Genomic DNA, 19424 nt, shown 5'->3' with positions numbered 1-19424 from the left:
TTATAATGGGCGTCTCTAAAAGGAGGACTCTAGTATGGGGGCTATCCCGATTCAATACGTAGAACCTGTTTTCAGGCCCCCCAGTGAGGCGGGATCGCTGATATTGCAGGTCACCAACGGCTGTTCCTGGAATAATTGCGTCTTTTGTGAAATGTACACTTCTGAGCAGAAAAAATTCAAAGCAAAACAAGAAGATATTGTACTGCAGGAAATTATAAAAGTAGCCCAGACTGCGCCTCATGTGCGCAGGGTTTTCCTTGCGGACGGCGACGCCATGGTGCTTTCGACCCGTCGTTTGACGCAAATACTACAGTGGCTGAATCAATATTTTCCTGATTTGCAGCGGGTGTCTTCTTACTGCCTGCCAAGGAATATCAAGAAAAAGAGCGTGGAAGAGCTGGCTGAACTAAAAGCGCTGGGCTTGGATTTGCTATACGTAGGCGCGGAATCAGGCGACGACTTGGTGCTAAGCAAAGTTATGAAAGGCGAAACCCGAGAAAGCACAGTCGACGCCTTGCTGAAAATAAAACAGGCGGGGCTGCGTAGTTCAGTAATGATATTAAATGGCTTGGGTGGGCGTCGTTATGCTGAGCAACATGCGCTCAACAGCGCCAGGTTAGTGAATGAAGCGCAGCCTGATTACCTATCCACGTTAGTTGTTTCTTTTCCACTGGGAGAAGCGCGGCTGCGTGCCAGTTTCGATGACTTTGATATGCCGACTCAGCAGGAGTTGTTCCGAGAAGTCAGAACCTTTCTCGCCGCCACTGAACTTAACAAGACCATTTTTCGCAGCGACCATGCTTCCAACTATCTAGTGCTTAAAGGTGTTCTCGGAAAAGATAAAGAGAAATTGCTGCAACAGGTCGATATGGCTATTAATCATCCAGAACAGATGCGCTTGCGTCAGGAGTGGCAACGTGGCCTTTAATCTTCCGGTTTTATATGACGTTATTTGGATGCAAGCAGGAGATCAATTTTGAGTCATCAACATTCCCCAATACGGTCCGCCGCAGAACTGTCAGAACAATTGGCGGCGATCTCCAGCGCCAAGCGGCCTCCAGTTGAGTCCTGGAATCCTACGGTTGAGGTCAGCGTTGATATCAAAATTCAACGTGACGGCAAGTGGTTCTACCAAGGCAACCCTATTGAGCGCACGGCGTTGGTCAAGTTGTTCGCCAGTGTCCTCAGGAAAGAGGGAAGTGATTACTTTCTGGTCACGCCGGTGGAAAAAGCCAGAATAGAAGTGGAAGACGCCCCTTTTGTTATAACGGCGATGGAGCGATATAAAAACGACGCCGACCAGCCTTGCATCATGCTCACAACCAATCTGGACGAAAGCGTTCTGGTCTCCGAGGAACACCCGCTCAGAGTAAATATAGACCCCATCACCGAAGAGCCGTCCCCCTATGTTCTAGTGCGTTCAGGAATGGAAGCATTGATCGGACGTAACGTGTTTTACCAGCTGGCTGATTTGGCTGAAGAGCGTGTTGTTCATGATGTGGCGGTGTATGGGGTGGAAAGTGCTGGGAGGGTCTTTAAGCTGGGGTAAGGGAATGTAAGCAAATGTAGAATTTTGAAAAATTAAACCTTACGGAAACCTTAACGAATTTTAATTACTGTTGTCTTCTGATATATTTCGCGCCGCTTAGGTGTCTGGGGTAAATTCCGCTAAAGGGAGTTAGCCATCAAGACTGCATATTGCTGTCAGCGGTGTCTTTACAGGGGACGTAATGTCTAAATTCTACTCATATCTTTCGGCGACGCCTTTCGTTCGCCTGTTCCACGTCGCCATATTTTCGCTACTTTTTGTTCTGTTCCCAAACGCCCATTCAGAGGAACGCTCTGGAGCATGCCGTCTGGAGCAAGAATACTTGGATAATGCGCCACTCTACGAGGCGTCGGAGCTATCTGAAGATTACTCGTGCTTTGTTGATGTCGATACGATTGATTTGGAGGGCGTTACAGTTGTAGATACACGTAACGCCAATGACTTCGAGAGAGCGTTTGTACCCGGCTCCATTAACCTTCCTGGTAACTTCCTTTTTCATCAGCGCACACTGAAAAACCGATCTTTATTGCTTGTTAACAAAGGAGTATTGACTCGCCAGAACGCACAATTGTGTTCCCGCCTTAAAGACGCTGGCTTTATAGATGTGAAAATCGTGCGTGGGGGGCTACATGCTTGGCGATTGTCGGGAAATAAACTTGCTGGCCTGCCTGAAGATATCGCTGCGTTGTCTAAGCTGACAGAGATTGAGTTTGTGGTTGCGCTGACTGGCGGCGACGCCAAGTTGATAGTCGGGCAGTCGTGGTACGACCGTGTACGTCGCTATGTGCCTGAAAATATCCCCGTGTTGCCTATTGCAGGAGATAAGAGCTTTGCTATGGCTTTGGCTAAAGCGCTTGGAGGCGATGAAGTATCGCGCAATCTGCCTGTAATTATGCTCGAAGGGACATTGGAAGAGTACGCAGAAAGCCAATACCGCAATCTGTATAGGTATGAAGCCAGTCCAGAAGCCATTGAGCGGCATTTTGAAAGCCTGGCGAAAGTTCAGGAAAAAAGGCGCTCAATCCCTGACCGATACCGTTGCCGAGGCGGAGAGTAGTCCCAAAGGAAGCACTAAATATATGACGCCAATACGATTTATAGCAGTCGTAATATTTCCTGTCGTGTTGACCCTGTGCTTAGGCTTGGGCGCCTGGAACGGGGTGAATTTATACAGGCAAGTAACCGCGCACATGGCGAGTCTTTCTTCGCCTACTAAAAAGTTGATTCGATATCAGTTTGCGGTCAAGAACAAAGGGCGAGCATTCGCAAGAGACATATCTATTAATATATTTGCGCCAGTCAGTGATTATCCAATGCAACGTCTGGACGCATTGAGCGGACCCAATGGATATGAAGAAAAAACTGATGCTATTTCAAATAAAACACTCATTTATAAAATAGATCAACTGGCCTCATATGAAGCAAGAAATATCACTATTAACGCAGAGTTAACTATGCTGCCCTTGGCGCCTACCAAAGTAGACCCTAAGTTATGGCTTAAGAATGAGAGATATATAGAGGTCGATAGCCCCGAAGTTCGTGAGATCGCGAAACTCTTTGAAGGGCTCCCCTTGGAGCGTCAACCTAAAGCGGTTTTTGATTGGCTGACTCAACACCTCAAACCTTCAGACTACATAAAAGAAGAGAAGGGAGCGGTATGGGCGCTGGAGAATAAGACCGGCGATTGTACCGAATACACATTCGCCTATGTCGCTATTCTGCGCAAGTTAGGCATCCCTGCTATTCCGTTGGGCGGTTTCATCGCCTCCCGACCCGCTACAGTCATTTCCGGCGTTGACTATCACAATTGGGCTTTATTCCACGATGGTCGCCGCTGGCGTCTTGCAGACCCACTCAATGGCGTATTTAACCAACAGGAAGAAGATTATGTCGCTTTCAGGGTTTTAAGTGAAAGCGCAGATGGTGAGCCATTAGGACGAAGCCGCTTTTCAGTAGATGACGAGAATGTCGTTATTGAAATGCAATGAGTAGACGGCGGCCAAGTTAACTAAGTCTTGTTTATATAAAAGAGTTTTTGAGCTTTCAAATCATGCATCCAAGTAGTAGAGCTGTAGAGGATAAGATGGGAATTGGTACGGAAATCCTACTAAATGTAATTAAAAGAAGTCTATCGGCAGTACTAATTTTGGGGGCTTCTATCATTTACGCCGCCCCATCTTCTGACTCGCCTCAAAGCGCTTCATATGAAGCTGCGGTGTTGGCTGATTCTCCTATTGCATATTGGAGGCTGAATGAAACATCAGAGCAAAATGTCGCCGAAGACAAAAGCGGCAATGGACATCTGGCGAAGGTTGAAGGAAACCTGCTTGTAGAATTAGGCGTTCTCTCAAGCGACTCTGCTAAGTCATTTGCAAGCGGTGGACTGTCCGTTCCAGATCATCCCTCATTTGCAATGGAGCAGCTTACCTTAGAAGCTTGGTTGAAACCATATAAGGCTGGAACGGATGGGAGCTCCTCTTTTCTATTTTCACATGGAGGTAATAACTATAACTGGGGGTTGTATGAAAGCAAAAATAGAAATTATTGCCTGTATGTGCGAATTGGCGTAGTTAAGTCTGTATGTGTTGGTCAAGAGGATGTGCCGGCAAACGCGTGGAGCCATTTGGTTGGCACTTATAATGGCTCGTCCTTAATTTTATATCTAAACGGTCAGGAACGGTCTCGGCTAGAATTTGCTGGAATGCCTACGAAAAATCCAGGCGTCATTCAGTTCAGTAACTGGTCTGGGTATCGCTTCGATGGCGTTATAGATGAGGTTGCAATATATGATCATGCGCTTAATGAGGGGGAGATTAACAAGCATTACCAGCTCATTAATATGCCGATGCGAAAAGGGGATATATATAGAAAAGTAGTCTCTGATAGTGATCCTATAAGTTTTTGGGAGCTTCCTGAGAATGAAGGGAAATTAATTGACTCCATCGGAAATATAAACGGAAACATCACTCAGCCCACTCAATTGACTCAAGGAATTTCTGGCGCTGATCATACGGCCTCGTATTTTGATTATCAAAAGGGGCAAAGAGCTATTGTTCCACATAATTCAAGCCATAACCTAAAAGAGTTCTCTGTTGAAGCTTGGGTTAAACCAGAAATTACTGGAAGATATCGAGGAATCATCACAAAGATGATGAATGGCAACAGTTATCCTGGAATGGCGTTGAGACTGGATGGCGGATCGGGAACCAAGTTCCAATTTGCTATTAATTCGTCTGGGGGACTAATCTGGGCGACTGCGCCTAACACCTTTGAATTGGGTGAGTGGTATCACTTGGTTGGCAGATACAAAGATGGCGTTGGCGCAAGCTTGTATGTTAATGGCGAGCTCGTTGATAGCGCAGCCGCAAAGGAAGGCGCACTTATAATTACACCATCTGTACCGTTGGTTATAGGTACGCACTATAACTACAACTTTACACATCTTAACTTTGGCGGGGTTATTGATAGCGCTGCTTTTTATTCTCATTTCCTTTCTGAAAGAGAAATAAAAGCGCATTACGATGCAGCTTTAACAGGAATTGAACCACAATCTAAGCCTGCGAAGATAGTGGGCGCGTCTATACCGGAAAAATCTACACTGACAGAAAGCTGTGACATAGAAATATATTTCGAGTCGCCAATTGATGAATCATCCTTTACACAAGATGATGTTCGGCTGACAAAGGATGGTAGTGAGCAAAGAATCAAAGTAAAGAAGCTTGGTGATGTGAAGTATGCTTTAGAGGTTGTTGGAGGAATTGCGCATCGGGCTCACTACGTTTTGGAGGTTGGGCCGAATATTTCCTCTGGAAATGTCATAGGCTTAGATCAAGATGGCGATGCTTTGTACGGAGAAGTGGGTGATGACGTATTTAAATTGTCATTTGATTCTTTCTTGGCGGATTTTGTTATAACTGATGAAGCAACTATCGGGGATGGCCCCTCCGAATACGAAGACAAAAATATACTCATTGATAGTGGATTGATAACGATCTCCGGTGATCATAACTTTAGCGATATTTTACTTGTGAATGGAGGGAAAATTGTAACTCCAGATAGAGCAAAAGCGTCGCTAAATTTGAGCCATTTATCGATTGATGAAAGCTCATCTATTGATGTAAGTGGGAAGGGCGCGGCGCCAGATTCTGATGTGCGAGCGTACTGTGGCGGTAGCTATGGCGGGGAAGGCGGAAGTCATGACTGGCTGCCAAATAAAAATGTGTTTGGAGATTATCGTCGCCCACATGACCTGGGAATTGGAGGGGCTGGAAACAACGATGCAAGCTTTTCAACAGGTGGTGGAGCGATAAAGGTAATTGTCGATCGTTTGGAGCTGGATGGGAAGATTCTGGCGAATGGTTCTGGTGGCGCAAACCGCATGGGGGCCGGAAGCGGCGGCTCTGTGTGGATTGAAGCTGGTGTTATTGTTGGGAGTGGCTCTATCGCCGCAAATGGTGGTAATAGAGTTAATACTACTGAGGGCGGTGGCGGTGGCGGTGGTCGCGTAGCTATATACTACGACGAACTCGAATCCTTTGATGTTTCCACTCAAGTTAAGGCCCTTGGCGGTAGGCGTGTACACGGAAACTACGAAAGTGGCGCTGCGGGAACTATTTTTATACGAAATAAGGTTAGTGGCGAAGAGAAGCTAATCATCGACAATAGAGGCTTGGATGACGCTAATGTCGCCAGGACTGGCCTGAGTGGCTCGTACCCAATGCCCGTTGAGATTTATAACGCCAGAATAAAAGTAATTGATGCAAACTTTCTAAAGCTTGTTGCCTTCAATGTCCATGTCGCCCAAAAAGGCGATGCTAAAATTGGAAGCCTCTTCTTTACTAATAGTGTATGGCAGCAGTCAGGAAATAAACTCAATATTACTGATGAATATAGTTTCATAGGTGGAGGCTTTGACACTAAAGGAGACTTATCACTTCCTAATAATGAGCTGGTCGTTGATAATTTTACTTACACTGTTTTTAGCGATCAGAACTGGAAAACGATCACGCTGAAAAATGGGGGGGTGCTGACCACAGGCGTTCCCTCTGGATCGCTCACGCAAGCGTTGATAGTTAAGGCGTCTTCTATCAATGTCGAGGCTGGTTCCAGGATTGATGTAAGCGGAAAGGGAGGGCTCCCTGACGCTGAAGTATGCGCACATTGTGGTGGAAGTTATGGTGGTGTGGGCGGAACGCCGGTCAACGGCCAAGAGAATAAATCCGCTTATGGAGACTATCGTCAGCCGGTTCTACCTGGGACCGGGGGCGCTGGGGGGAATGGCAGTTCTGGTGTGCGAGGAGCCGGCGCCGTAAAAATTATTGCGGATTGGCTGAATCTTGACGGAGAAGTGAAAGCGGATGGCGACTATGCTAAATCACAGTCCGAATCTGGAGCAGGAGGGGGAAGTGGCGGCTCCATTTGGCTTGATATAGGCATTTTGTCAGGGAGTGGGCGGATTCTGGCTAACGGCGGGGCTGGTGATTATGCTGGGGGCGGCGCCGGTGGGCGGGTTGCTGTTTATTACTCTGTACTGAACGCGTTTGATTTCGCATCGCAAGTAGAAGTAAACGGCGGAAAGGCCAGACATTCAGGGTTTACGCCTGGACAAGATGGCTCCGTATACACTGAACAAAAGCATATAAATACCTATGTTACTGGCTTGTCTGTGACTGAATATGTCGCTGATAAAGTGCAGGAAATTACGCTGTCGTTTGTCAATGAGATTGATCCTGCTTCGTTTTCTATCGACGACATTTTGCTTGTTGGTGACAGCTCTTCTGTTTCCATCACTGCTTTAGAGCAAATAGATGGGGTGCAATACCGCATTCGTTTTTCCGCCCCCTTGGAAGATGGAACATATCGCTTAACAGTCGGCCCTGATATCAAGACAAAAGATGGTCTTGGAATGGACCAGAACCATAATGGCGCGCCCAATGAAGCCGATGATGCTTTCGTTGCTTCCTTTGTCGTGGATACCGAAAAGCCTGCTGCGCCTACTGTAACGTCGCACAATGTTTCAACGCCTGTATTGATAAATGCCAGAGTCATTAATCTCAGTGGTGTGAAAGAACCTGGGACGCTCTTGTGGCTCAACGGTAAAAGAGTATCAGGGCAAGAAGACGTAAACTGGAGCGTCTCCAATATTGCGTTGCAGGAAGGTGACAACCAACTGTCATTGAAAGTTGGCGATCTGGCAGGCAACTTTTCAGAAGAAGTCATACTGGCTATCAATGTAGACAGCCAAGCGCCTGAGGTACTGCTGATGGCGCCTTCGGGAATCATCAATAGTAGTGACAATTCCATTCGCGTCAAGGCGGAGGATGTTGGCGCCAGTGGGCTCTCATTGAAAGGAGCGTCAGTCGCTGTTTATAGAAATGGCTTGGCGGTAACAGGTGAACTCGCCTTAGCGTCAGGTGAATACATTTTTACAGCAACTGCGCCTTTGCTCGAAGGGAGCTATAAAGTTGTCGTCAAGGTAGCTGATACTCATGGGAACATCTCCGCTCCTAAGGAGTATACGTTCATCCTTGATTCGACCAAGCCAGCATCACCACAGCTTGAGGCTTTCCCTGATGTCACTGATGTCAATGCGTACCGCTTTAAAGGCACAAGAGAGAAAAACTCAAGCGTATGGGTAAATGGCGTTCAGAAGCTCGCCAGCGAAGACAAAACTACCTTTGATCTGCTCTTGGACCTTCAGCGTGGCGATAATAGATTTGAGTTTGTCGTTATTGACGCTGCCGGCAACGCCAGCGTCCCCACCATCGCCAAAATTCGTTTTGATGATACTGTCCCAGGGCAGGTGACGTTCACTGTAGACGGAAAAGGCGATGGAACGGAGGCGATGCTGGATTGGAGCGCTTACGATGAGTTCTCTAACGGTAACGACATTGCTGCTTACCATATTTACGTATCAGGCTCGAACTTCTCTGATATCGCAGGAATGACCCCGGCGGCGTCAATCTCATCTGGCGCCAAGACATTCAAGCTCGCCGGCCTGATGCGTGGCGCGACAGTGTATGCGGCTGTTGTGGCGGAGGATACTGCTGGCCTGAAACGGACGGCTGTAACTGCGCAGCCGGTTACTCCTGAAGATATTGTCAAACCTGAGCCTATCGTTGATTTGCGAGCGCTTTCTGCATCGACTTCCATAGACTTGTCCTGGGCGCAACATGCGAACACGGCCGGCGATTTAGCGGGCTACAGAATCTATGTGAACAAGGCGGGGGACGAAGAGGTCAAAGAAATTCCGCTGGCCTCGGCGAGTATCTCCGATGGGCGCGTGAACGTTAAAGTCGAAGGGTTGCAAGCTGCTACTGCGAACCCGATTCGCATTACAGCCTATGATCTGGCTGGCAATGAGTCCAATGCTGTCTCCAATCCTGGCGTGACGTTGTTGGCTAACCCGGCTGGCGTGACGACTGATCCGTTAAGCGGTCAGTTGAAGGTAAGCTGGCAAGCCTCTCAGCCTGCCAATCTGGTAAAGGAATATCGTATCTATGCGCAAGACGCTGCATTTTCCAGTGTTGCTGGCATGGCTCCCAAAACAACCGTCAGTGGCAGCGCGCTCACACGCAACATTGCAGGGCTGTCTAACGGTGTGACCTATTACGTGGCCGTGACGGCTGTGAATCTCTCTGGCGGTGAAGAAACGCAAGTGGCTGCTGTGACAGGCAAGCCGGAAGAAGATAACGTCGGCCCTGAGATTGTATCTGTCGAATTTGTCAGTGCGAATGGTTCAGCGCAGCTGAGCGGCTCGACGTTGACGATGGATGGAAAGGTCGTTGTAAAAGCGAACGACCCTGCTGGCGTCAGTCGTGTTGAGTTTGAGAAAGATGGCGAAAGCTGGGGGATGGACCTGAACGCTGATCCTGACTTCGAGCGCGCCTGGTTGCTGGCGGGAGAGACTGACGGCGCTCACACGATCAGTGTGTCCGTCTATGACAATCTCAATAATGTCACTCAGATCAAAAATATTCCTGTCAGCGTTGATTTGGCCGCGCCGTCGGCCCCACAGTTGACCGCGCCGCTCAACGGCGTAACCACCAACAAGGTTGAAGTCGATGTGGCGGGAACTGCAACTGCAAATACTTTGGTTCAGTTGTTCGTGAACGGTGAAGCGCAAGGTGAAACGTATAGTGTTGCGGAAGCGGGCGTGTTCTCTGGCGTGGTGTCTTTGCAGAATGGCGTGAATGAGATCGCCGCCAAGGCGACCTACGTTGGGCGCACCAAGGTGAGCGCCGCCAGCGACGCTCTGTCCGTGACTCTGGACGACACACTGCCGAACGCGCCGCAGAGTTTGTCGGCGGTTGGAAAAGCGCTGGGTAAAGTGGCGCTGGGCTGGATGCCGGTCAATGACCCCAGAGTGAAAGGGTATAACCTGTATCGTTCTACCGATTCATTTAGCACGATTGCTGAAGCTGGCGCGCCGGTAAATCAGAAGCTGATTACTGGAACCAGTTATACGGATGTTCCTTTCACCGATGGCGTTTATTTCTATCGCGTAGCCAGCGTCAATGAGCTGGGTAGCTTGAGTGAGCTATCCGAAGTCGTAGACGTAAAAGCTGACAGTGAAGCGCCAAAGGCGGTCAAAGTCGAATACATGGCGTACGGCGCCAAGGATGAAGCAAGCGGCCGATTTGGGCCAGGCCTGGTGGATCTGGCCGTGACTTTCGATGAGCCTCTGCGTAATCCCCCTTACTTTGCGCTGGCGATGGAAAATGCCTTGCCGCTGACAGTCGAGCTGGAGCGGGATTTTGATGATGAGCTTCTATACCGCGGCCAGTTTGAAATCGAAGCGACTACGCCTGCTGGTGTGGTGACTCCTGTGCTGGCGGCGTTTGATAGTGTCGGCAATCGTGGATCACTAGTGGTAAGCGGTGGCGATCTGCGCATTGATACGCAAGGGCCGGATGTCCGTACTTTGACAGTCAACCCCGCTGCGCCAATTCGTAACGATGACCCGGCTGGCAAAGAAGTTGAAGTTGTCTTGACCCTGGCGGATGACGTCAATCCAGGAGAGGAGCCGAAGCTGGTTCCGTTTATTGAGGAAAATGGCGCGCCAACGGTTATTGCTGATTACCAGGACGGCATTACGCTGAGCAAAGACGGATCTTCCCAGGAGGGACGCCCAGTCTACGTTGGCCGCATGCGCTTGCCGCTGACGGCGGGACAGGATCAGGATGGTCAGCCTAACGCGGAGCAACTCGGCTTTTTACTTTCCGCCCAGGATGATCTGGGTAACGCCGTCAAGCCTGTGCCAGCGCATATACGCTTCCAGGTTTATCAAGGAGAGTTGCCTCCGTTGGGCGCGCCGGATCAGTTGACGGGCAAAGCCTTACCTGGCGGTCGAATCGCCTTGAACTGGAGTCTGGTGGGCAGTGCGGCGGGGTATGCGCTGTATCGTAAAGCGCCCGGTGAAACCGAGTTGTCAGAATGGAAGCGATTCGATGACGTGTTGATGGATAGCTACATCGACGGTGAGTCAACGCCTTTGGCTGATGGCGAATATCAATACGCCATCGCCTCTCTACGAAGTGAAAACGGGCAGACAACAGCCAGCGCTCCCGGTGTCCCAGTATTGATTAACGCGGATGCGACGGCGCCAACAGCGCCTGCCAGCCTGCAAGCCAGACTGAGCGGTTCTGGCGTATATCTGCAATGGCAAGCGCCTGCAGGGGATGGCCTGCGTTACAACGTCTATCGACTGAACCTGCCGGATACGGCGGAGGATATTGATCTTACTGGCGTTGCGGCGCTTCAGGATAATCTCCCAAAAGAAGTCGCTCTGGATAGCAAACCTTCAGAAACTGAGCACCTGTACGTGGTGACAGCCGTGGATAGCGCAGGCAATGAGTCCGCGCCTTCTAACACTCAGTATGTAAATGCAGATTTGCTGCCTGTTAACCAATTGAGTGTGTTGCTGGAAAACGACAGCCGTCCGGTGGTCAACTGGAGCCACAATGGCGCCAGTATCGCTGGATACGATATTTACGTTGGCGATGAGGCAGATCGCGTCAAGCTCAATGCTGATCTGCTGACTAACGCGGATTATGAAGATCTGGGTTACAACGCGGGTGAGTTCAGCTCCGGCTCGGTGGAGGAGCGATTCTACACCGTCGTGGCGAAAGACAACCAAGGCAAGGAAAGCATTGGCCATAGTCTGTTGCTGCCCGCGCTGAGCGTGGATTTGAAGCCTGCTGACGAGTCTGAAAACAGCGTTGAGCCGATCAAACGTGGCGTCATGAATCGGGTGATGTTCCGTGTCGCCAACGGCGGCGGCGCCAAGATTGAGCGTGCACGCTTGAAAGTGACGGTGAATGTCGGAGGAACAGCCAAGTCTCACTACTCGGACTACTTCGCTGTTGAACCGGGAAGCTTCTCCGACGTAGGCGTTGTCATCGGCGGATACCAATCTCTGGATGCGTTTGCGGATCTCGATATCAGCATTCTGTGGTCGCCGCAGGCGGGTGAGAACGTAGAGATTCGTCAGTGGCGTCAGGTAGCCGTTGGCCAGTCCGCGCTGGTGGCCACTCTGGAGACGCTGAATTTCGTTCGCGGTGCAACAGGAAAAGCGCGATTCCGATTGGAAAATGTCAGCGATGTGGAGTCTGAGATTCTCATGGCGGCGAACAGCGGCAAGAACGCCTCACCGGACATTCGCTTTATCCTTGAGGACTTCGCCGGCAACGTGTATGGCGCGACCTCTATCAAGCAAGTGACTGGAGATGTCGTCACCACCACGGATCGCTCCACAGTAGCGCGTATTCCAGCGGGCGGCGAGTACGTCACAGAATACTTCGATGTGCCTGTGCCGTCTTCTGTCCCGGAGTCAGCGTTGCTGCGTCTGGAGATTGACAAGCTGCACTACCAGGTTGGCCGCGATACGCATGTTGCGATCGCTGGTACACGCGCGTCACAAGCAGTGACGTTACAGGAGACGCCTTATTACGGTGAGCTGACGTCTGTAGAGCCCGCCAAAGCGTTCGCTGGCGAAACCGTGACAATCAAGGGACGTGCGATTGATCGCGCCAGCAATGAACCGATGGCCAACGCCATATTGACGGTGGCGATGAAGGTGCGCGGGTTTGAGCGCCAATACGCTGCCTTTACTGATGTGGAGGGCCAGTTCGAGTTCACCTACACGCCGACCATCAATGACACTGGAGAGTATGTGGTTTCCATTGTCCATCCGGATAAATTGGATCGTCCGGAACACGGCCGTTTCATTGTAGAGGGCGCATCTGTGGCGCCGGCTATATACAAGGTGTCTGTGCCCAGAAACTATGAATATGGCATGGACGTGCGCGTCAAAGCCGGTTTCAGTACGCAGTTGACCAATGTGCGTCTGGAGTGGGCGGCGGAACTGGATGAAGAAGGACAGCCGAAACCAATGGCGGATGGACTGCAAGTCAGCAGCACTGCACTTGAGGCTATCGCGCCCAATACTACCGGTTATCTCAAACTGAAGCTGACGGGCGATAATCTGGCTCCAGAAAATGGACGTCTTTACTTCAAGGTTATGACGGACAACCAGGAGCAGCCTTTGGCGTTGCTGACGGTGCAATATTATCTGTCAGCGGCGGCGCCGTTGGCGAAGGTATCGCCAAGCTACATCACCTCTGGCGTAAAGCTGGGAGATGAACAAGGGGAAACCTTCAAGGTAACCAACGGCGGCCTGGAAACTTTGACTAACGCTCGCCTGTCTCTGGTAGATCAATACGATGCGCCGGCCCCGGCGTGGGTGCGTATCGTTGGCGATCGCAGTCTGGGCGATATTGCGGTGAATGAGTCACGCACTATCCAGTTAGCGTTCCGTCCGGATGCGACTGTGCCCAAAGGCGACTACCGCTTTAAGGTGTTGATTCAGGGCGATAATTTGCCGACCCAGCCTTACATTGTGGATGTGGCGGTGACGGACTCCACCATCGGTGGCGTGCATTTCCATACTTCGGATATATACACCGCCACCAAGGCTGAAAACGGCGGCCTGATTCCAGGTTTGGCGAAAGTACGCATCTCGCTGCAAAACGAAGACGTGCTCAGCGAAACCTATGAAATCTACACCGATGAGTTCGGCGATGGTTTCCTGGAAAACCTCTCCACCGGCTCTTATACCTATCGGGCCAGCGCGTTTGATCATGACAGCGTGAGCGGGCGTATCTGGGTGCGCTCGGGCGCGGTGACCAGCGAAGAAGTGTTCCTGATGAACAAACTGATCTCGGTGGAGTTCTCCGTACGTGAAATCACCCTGGAAGACCGTTACGAGGTGGTGTTGAACGCCACCTACGAAACCAACGTCCCAGCCCCGGTCGTCCTGTTCGAACCCATGTCGGTCAACCTGCCGATGATGAAGAAAGGCGAAGTGTTCCAGGGCGAGTTCAGTTTGACGAACTATGGCTTGGTCGCGGCGGAAGATGTGAAGTCAAATCTGACCAAGGGCGATAGCTTCGCGCGCTTTGAATACTTCGGAGAGATCCCTGACACCTTATTCCCGGGACAAGTGATAGTTGTGCCTTATCGCATCATCGCACTTCAGGACTTTGATCCCAGCGCCGACGGCGACGCCAGCGGCGCCGGATGTGCGAACCATAACTACAACTCGGATATAAGTTTCTCTTCTCCTTGCGCCAACGGGAACGTGGCGAAAGGAAATGCAGGTATAAACCATAACGCAGCGGGAGGTTCATCCTGTGATGACGGCGGCGACAGCCCGTTTACGTTAGGCGGTGGCATATGGTCGGGAGAATATGGCGACTTTGGTCCCGGGACCTCTGTGTCGCCAGAACCCGCCACATCGCAAGGCGTGGGCAGTGGATTTTGTGGCGATGGGGACGGTAACTGTGGCGGCGGCAGCGGTACCGAGTCAGGTTCATGACAGGGTAATGAGTGTAATGGGAAAAGTAGTAAATCAGATTGAAGTAAAGAGAAAACACGTGTTCGACTCATTGTTTAAAAGTTATTGCGCCAGACTGACTCAAGTGGTTCTAGCCCTGTTGTTGCTGGTGAGCTCTAGTGGCGCTTATGCGGCTCCTGGCATTGCGCTGCTTGAAGAGCAGGCGTATCACACCGGAGGATTCAATCTGCGGGAAATGGATTTCTGGGTCCAATCTAAGGGGAGCCCTGTACGACTCTCCCGTGTTTACAAAGATGGCCGTGGGTGGACCTGGAATGAACGTTGGGACAGACTTAAGCTCAAAAAAAATGAAGTAAAGCTGGTGCTTGATGTCGCCAATGGAGGATATGGCAGTAATGGTACGAACAGTCTAAAGCTGGATAAGGTCGTTGAAACGCCGCTTAAGCCAGAAGAGCACTATTTACGTTGGGACTATATTAAACGCGGCGATACAAAGTATGAACACGTCAAGGGACAAAAGCGATTTGGCTACGGCGGCAATTATATAGAGGCCACTCCGACTGGTTACATTTGGCATAACCGGGAAGGAGAGTGGATTACTTATGACTCAGCAGGGGTCATGCTTAAATATGGAGATGCCGAAGGCAATGAAATATATTTTAAGCGTGATGAAGCGGGAAGGGTTGCAGAGGTTAAAGATACTCTTGATCGCACCTTATACTCCCTTAGCTATGTTGATGAAAAAAGTGGTCTGGTAAAGTCCGCCACTGACTATACAGGGCGAACAGTCAGTTATCACTATACTAATGGTCATCTTACTTCGGTGATCGATGTAAGGGGATATGAGTGGCGATACGAATATAATGATGACGGTGACCTGAATCGGCGAATAGACCCTGAGAACAATGTAACGACATACGGGTATGAGGATCGTCGAGTCGATCAGATTGTATATGCCGATGGCAGCAGTATAGCCTATGAATACGGATATGATAAAAAGTACAAGATGTATCTGTTCACTACTCGCGGTGTGGACGGAACGGTTATTGATCAGAAAATCCTGGATAATGATCCTGAGCAAGAGCAGAAAGTCTACTTTGTCTCACAGGGTGGAAGCGGTTCTTCACCAAAGCCTAAATCCACCTCTGTCTTAAAGGTAAAAGCTCTTTTTGACAGTGTAGCCAAGGACCCCAAAAAGAGTTACGGAAGAGAAATATATTCTGAAAAAATAAATGGAAAGCAGTTCTCAACAGTTCACTATTCTCATGAAACCGGTATTCGCACTTTAACAGACGTATATGGAAAAAGGACTGCGCTTCTTGAAGACCAATGGGGGAATACCATTAAGGAGGTATACCCAGATGGTGAGGAGGTCAGCAGTACTTATGATGCAAGATTTGACTATGTAACCTCGCATACCAATAAGGCCGGTATTCGCTCAACATACAGTTATGATTCCGCGGGTAGAATGGCGTCCGCAAATCTTGCTGTGGGCACGGATGTGGCCAGTAGCGTTACATTTGCGCATACGGATGAAATGACAAAAGCCACCTACAGTGGGAAAGTAGGTGAAGCATTCAGCAGATATTCATACTTCGACGACCGCGGCAACAATATCAAACAAGTCGATAGCGAAGGCTATGAGACTTTATATACCTACGACGTCATGGGCAATGTTAAGACCATGACCACCCCGCGGGGCTATACCTATACCTTTGAGTATGACGATGCCGGCAACCTGTTATCTGTAACTGATCCACTCTTTCGGACGACCAGTTACGTCTACGATAAAGTGGGCAATGTCATTACTGAAACAGCGCCTAATAAAAGCAAAACTTCTTTTACATATAATGCGCTGAATCAGTGGGAAGAAGTCAAAGACCAGCTAGATCAGAAGGCGGAACACAAAACTGATCCCAAAACCAATACGACCCGCATTGCTTCTGCCGGGAAATCCGTTGGTTATATTCGCAATGGAATGTTTGGCGAGCCGCTGGAGTTTGTGGATGGCGAGGGGAACAGGGTTGAGTATGTTTATGATAATCAGCTTCTGAAAGAAGTTCGGTATCCCACCTTAACGCAGAAGTTTTCCTACAATAACCAGCGTCTGATTGAGCAGGTCACTACGGAGTACGATGGGCAAAGCTCCGTCACCAGCTTTGAATATGACGTGCTGGGGCAGTTGACCAAAAAAATCGTCGCAGGCGGCCGTTCTGTTTCCTATGAATACGATGAACTGGGCCGGGTAAGCGTTTTGAAAGACGCGGACGGCGGATTGACTCAGTTCTTCTATGACCATCGCAGCAATCTGATTAAAGTCATTGACCCGGAAAATCGGGAAGCGCGACTGGAATATGATACTAACGGTTTTATCAAGGCCGAAGTCTTTGTGGTCGAGGGCGTTGAACATCGACGCACTTACAGCTATGACCCTAATGGCAACCTTGCGCAGGTTATCACTCCCATCGGAGAGAAGCTGGTATACACCTACGATGAGGCGGACCAGCTAAAACGGCTGGAGTACTTCGTCAATAAAGACGCCGCCCTGGCGCGCAAGGTCGTTAATTTCGCCTATGACGAGCTGGGCCTGCTGAAGAGCTACAGCGATGGCGAGACTTCTGCTGTTTACCGTCGCGACGAATTGGGTCATCTCGCCGAGGCGACGGTCAATTATGGTCCATTCAGCAAAACCATTGCCTATACCTACGACGAAAACGGGGTAGTGGACAGCTACACCAACCCTGAAAGCCTTACCTATGAGTATGGCTACAACGGGGTGGGTAAAATATCTACGGTGACGGTACCGGGCGCGGGTGTTATTACATTCAATAGCTACAACTGGGGACAGCCGACTTCCATCACCTTCCCGGGCGGCGCGAGCATTGAGCGCAACTACAACGGTCTGATGGCCTTTACGGAAAACAAGCTGCTTGACCCCGCCAGCAATGTCATTATGCGTGCGGTCTATGGCTACGATGGCGCCGGCAATATCACCAACCTTTCGACCGACCACGGCGACTACACATACGGCTATGACAACCTGAACCGTCTGGAGTCCGTCGATTATCCCCAATCCACCCCGGAACTGACTGATCAGGCTTATACCTACGACGCAGCGGGCAACCGCTTGAGTCGTAAGAGCGGCTCTAATGACGCAGAGGTTGTTACTGAAGAGCTGGAGTATAACGACGCTAACCAACTGGTGCGTCAGGGTGAGGTTTATTATCACTACGACGCCAACGGCCATTTAATCAGCAAAGGTGCGGACGCTACCGGAGAGAATCCCGAATATCGTTACATCTACAGCGCCGACGAACGTCTGGTGCGCGTCGAATCGGGCGCCGGGACGGTGATTGCCGAGTACGGCTATGATCCATTCGGACGCCGCTTATGGAAGGAGGTAGCTGGCGAGCGCACTTATTTCCTGTACAACTTCTCAGGGTTGATGGCGGAATACGACGCCTCAGGCAATCTGCTCAAAGAGTATCACTACCTGCCAACCAGCACCTGGATGAGCGACCCCCTGTTCATGCGTGAAAAAGGGGAGATCTATTACTACCAGGTGGATCACCTGGGCACGCCTACTCGTTTGATCAAACCCAATGGCGAGACGGTCTGGGAAGGTCGTTACGACGCGTTTGGCGAAGCGGAAGTCGTAAGCGCCAAAGTAGAAAACAACCTGCGTTTACCCGGCCAGTATTTCGATAAAGAAACCGGTTTCCACCATAACTTTATGCGGGATTACGATCCCGATATAGGTCGTTATATACAGGCTGACCCCCTCGGTATTGGTGGTGGCTTGAACAGGTACGCATACTCCCGCTTAAGTCCGTTAATGGCTTTTGATCCTTATGGAACTGACTATTATGAGATAACTGATAAGTTTTTCGATTTAATTTCACCGAAAGATGAGGACGGCTACCCAATACCCTTACCTCAAGGTTTTGTGGATGGCGCTGCTGCCATTGGTGATAATGCTATTTCCACAGTGAGTGGTGGCCTCGTCTCTGGGCAGGAAATCAGAAACTGGCTGGGCATTGACGGTGGCGTCAATATGTGCTCCGGCATGTACCGCTTTGTAGACTTCGCAGCAGGCTTTATCCCTTGGGGCGGTCCGGCCAAAGGCATCAGCAGGCTTACGCGCTCAAGAAAGACGTCTAATCTCAGCAAAGGCAATAAAACTTCTGGCACCAAAAACAATACCGGTCCGGCCTGTCAGTGCTTTGTCGCTGGCACTCTAGTTGAAACAGCTGAAGGGAAGGTCGCCATTGAAGAGATTGAAGTCGGCGACCAAGTATATGCCAGGGATGAGATAACAGGAGAAACGCAGCTTAGAACGGTTCTGAACACTATCCAGAATCAAGACAAGCAGATTGTCACTATTACAGTAAGGGATTCCGAAGGGCGCCAAGAAGAGATCAATACGACCCCAGAGCATCCTATTTGGGTTGAAGGCGAGTCTTGGTCTAGGGCTGACAAGTTAGAAGAAGGCGATTACTTAGTAGCTTATAGTGGGAAATTGCTGAGAGTCGTCAGTCTAGTTTATCAAACAGATAAACAGCCTACTTTTAACTTTGACGTAGAAGGTAATCATAACTACTTTGTTGGTGAGAGTGGTGCTTGGGTTCATAATACAAGAGTATGCGATCTCACTAGTAGGGTAAGGGCGGTTAATGGCAGAAGACCCATAAATAGCAAATATGCTGGAAAAACCGTACCTCTCGAAGACTTGCCCTTAGCTTTACGAAAAAAGTATCCCCACAGTGTTACTTTTAACGGTGCTGGGTTTCCTGATTTTTCGAGGTACTCAATAAAGAACGTAAGAATTACTCTTGGAAAGAGTAGAGGGGTGGACTTTGGAAGGGCAGATAAGGCTGCAGGATATACTAAGAATAACCCTAGACCAAATGATTATACTTGGCATCATCATCAAGACACAGGATATATGCAGCTTGTACCTACCGACATACATGATGCAATTAAGCATACTGGTGGAATAGCTAAATCAAAATAGGTGTT

Annotated in this window: 6 protein-coding genes; all 6 read left to right on the top strand. The window is 49.8% G+C overall.

The genetic code is table 11. The annotated features are described in order from the left end of the window. The first annotated feature begins 103 nt into the window (after positions 1-103). Positions 104-928, top strand: a complete 825-nt coding sequence (locus EUZ85_RS20395) for a radical SAM protein (RefSeq protein ID WP_246842211.1) — start codon at positions 104-106, stop codon at positions 926-928. Between the two features lie 48 nt (positions 929-976). Beyond that, on the top strand, positions 977-1549 hold the full coding sequence (locus EUZ85_RS20390; RefSeq protein ID WP_127971396.1) for a DUF1285 domain-containing protein: 573 nt from the start codon (positions 977-979) through the stop codon (positions 1547-1549). Positions 1550-1730: 181 nt separating this feature from the next. Beyond that, a complete protein-coding gene (locus EUZ85_RS20385; RefSeq protein ID WP_127971394.1) occupies positions 1731-2606 on the top strand; it encodes a rhodanese-like domain-containing protein in 876 nt (291 codons plus the stop codon). 133 nt (positions 2607-2739) lie between these two features. Next, on the top strand, positions 2740-3537 hold the full coding sequence (locus EUZ85_RS20380; protein ID WP_164887304.1) for a transglutaminase family protein: 798 nt from the start codon (positions 2740-2742) through the stop codon (positions 3535-3537). 47 nt (positions 3538-3584) lie between these two features. Further along, the gene (locus EUZ85_RS20375) at positions 3585-14426 is read left to right on the top strand and encodes a LamG-like jellyroll fold domain-containing protein (protein ID WP_127971390.1); all 10842 of its coding nucleotides are present in this window, start codon (positions 3585-3587) and stop codon (positions 14424-14426) included. Then, complete coding sequence (locus tag EUZ85_RS20370; RefSeq protein WP_164887303.1) at positions 14362-19419, top strand: polymorphic toxin-type HINT domain-containing protein; 5058 nt, start codon at positions 14362-14364, stop codon at positions 19417-19419. Before EUZ85_RS20375 ends, EUZ85_RS20370 begins: the two co-directional genes overlap by 65 nt. The last annotated feature ends 5 nt before the right edge of the window (positions 19420-19424 follow it).

Origin of the sequence: Hahella sp. KA22 (genome assembly GCF_004135205.1) — a bacterium.
Classification (GTDB): Bacteria; Pseudomonadota; Gammaproteobacteria; order Pseudomonadales; family Oleiphilaceae; genus Hahella.
Note: the sequence above shows the minus strand (reverse complement) of the source record. Positions and strands in the feature narration are given on the sequence as shown.

Excerpts from the sequence above, each read along its gene's own strand:
- EUZ85_RS20385 (WP_127971394.1), top strand. The coding sequence starts at position 1,731 with ATGTCTAAATTCTACTCATATCTTTCGGCGACGCCTTTCGTTCGCCTG.
- EUZ85_RS20380 (WP_164887304.1), top strand. The coding sequence starts at position 2,740 with ATGGCGAGTCTTTCTTCGCCTACTAAAAAGTTGATTCGATATCAGTTT.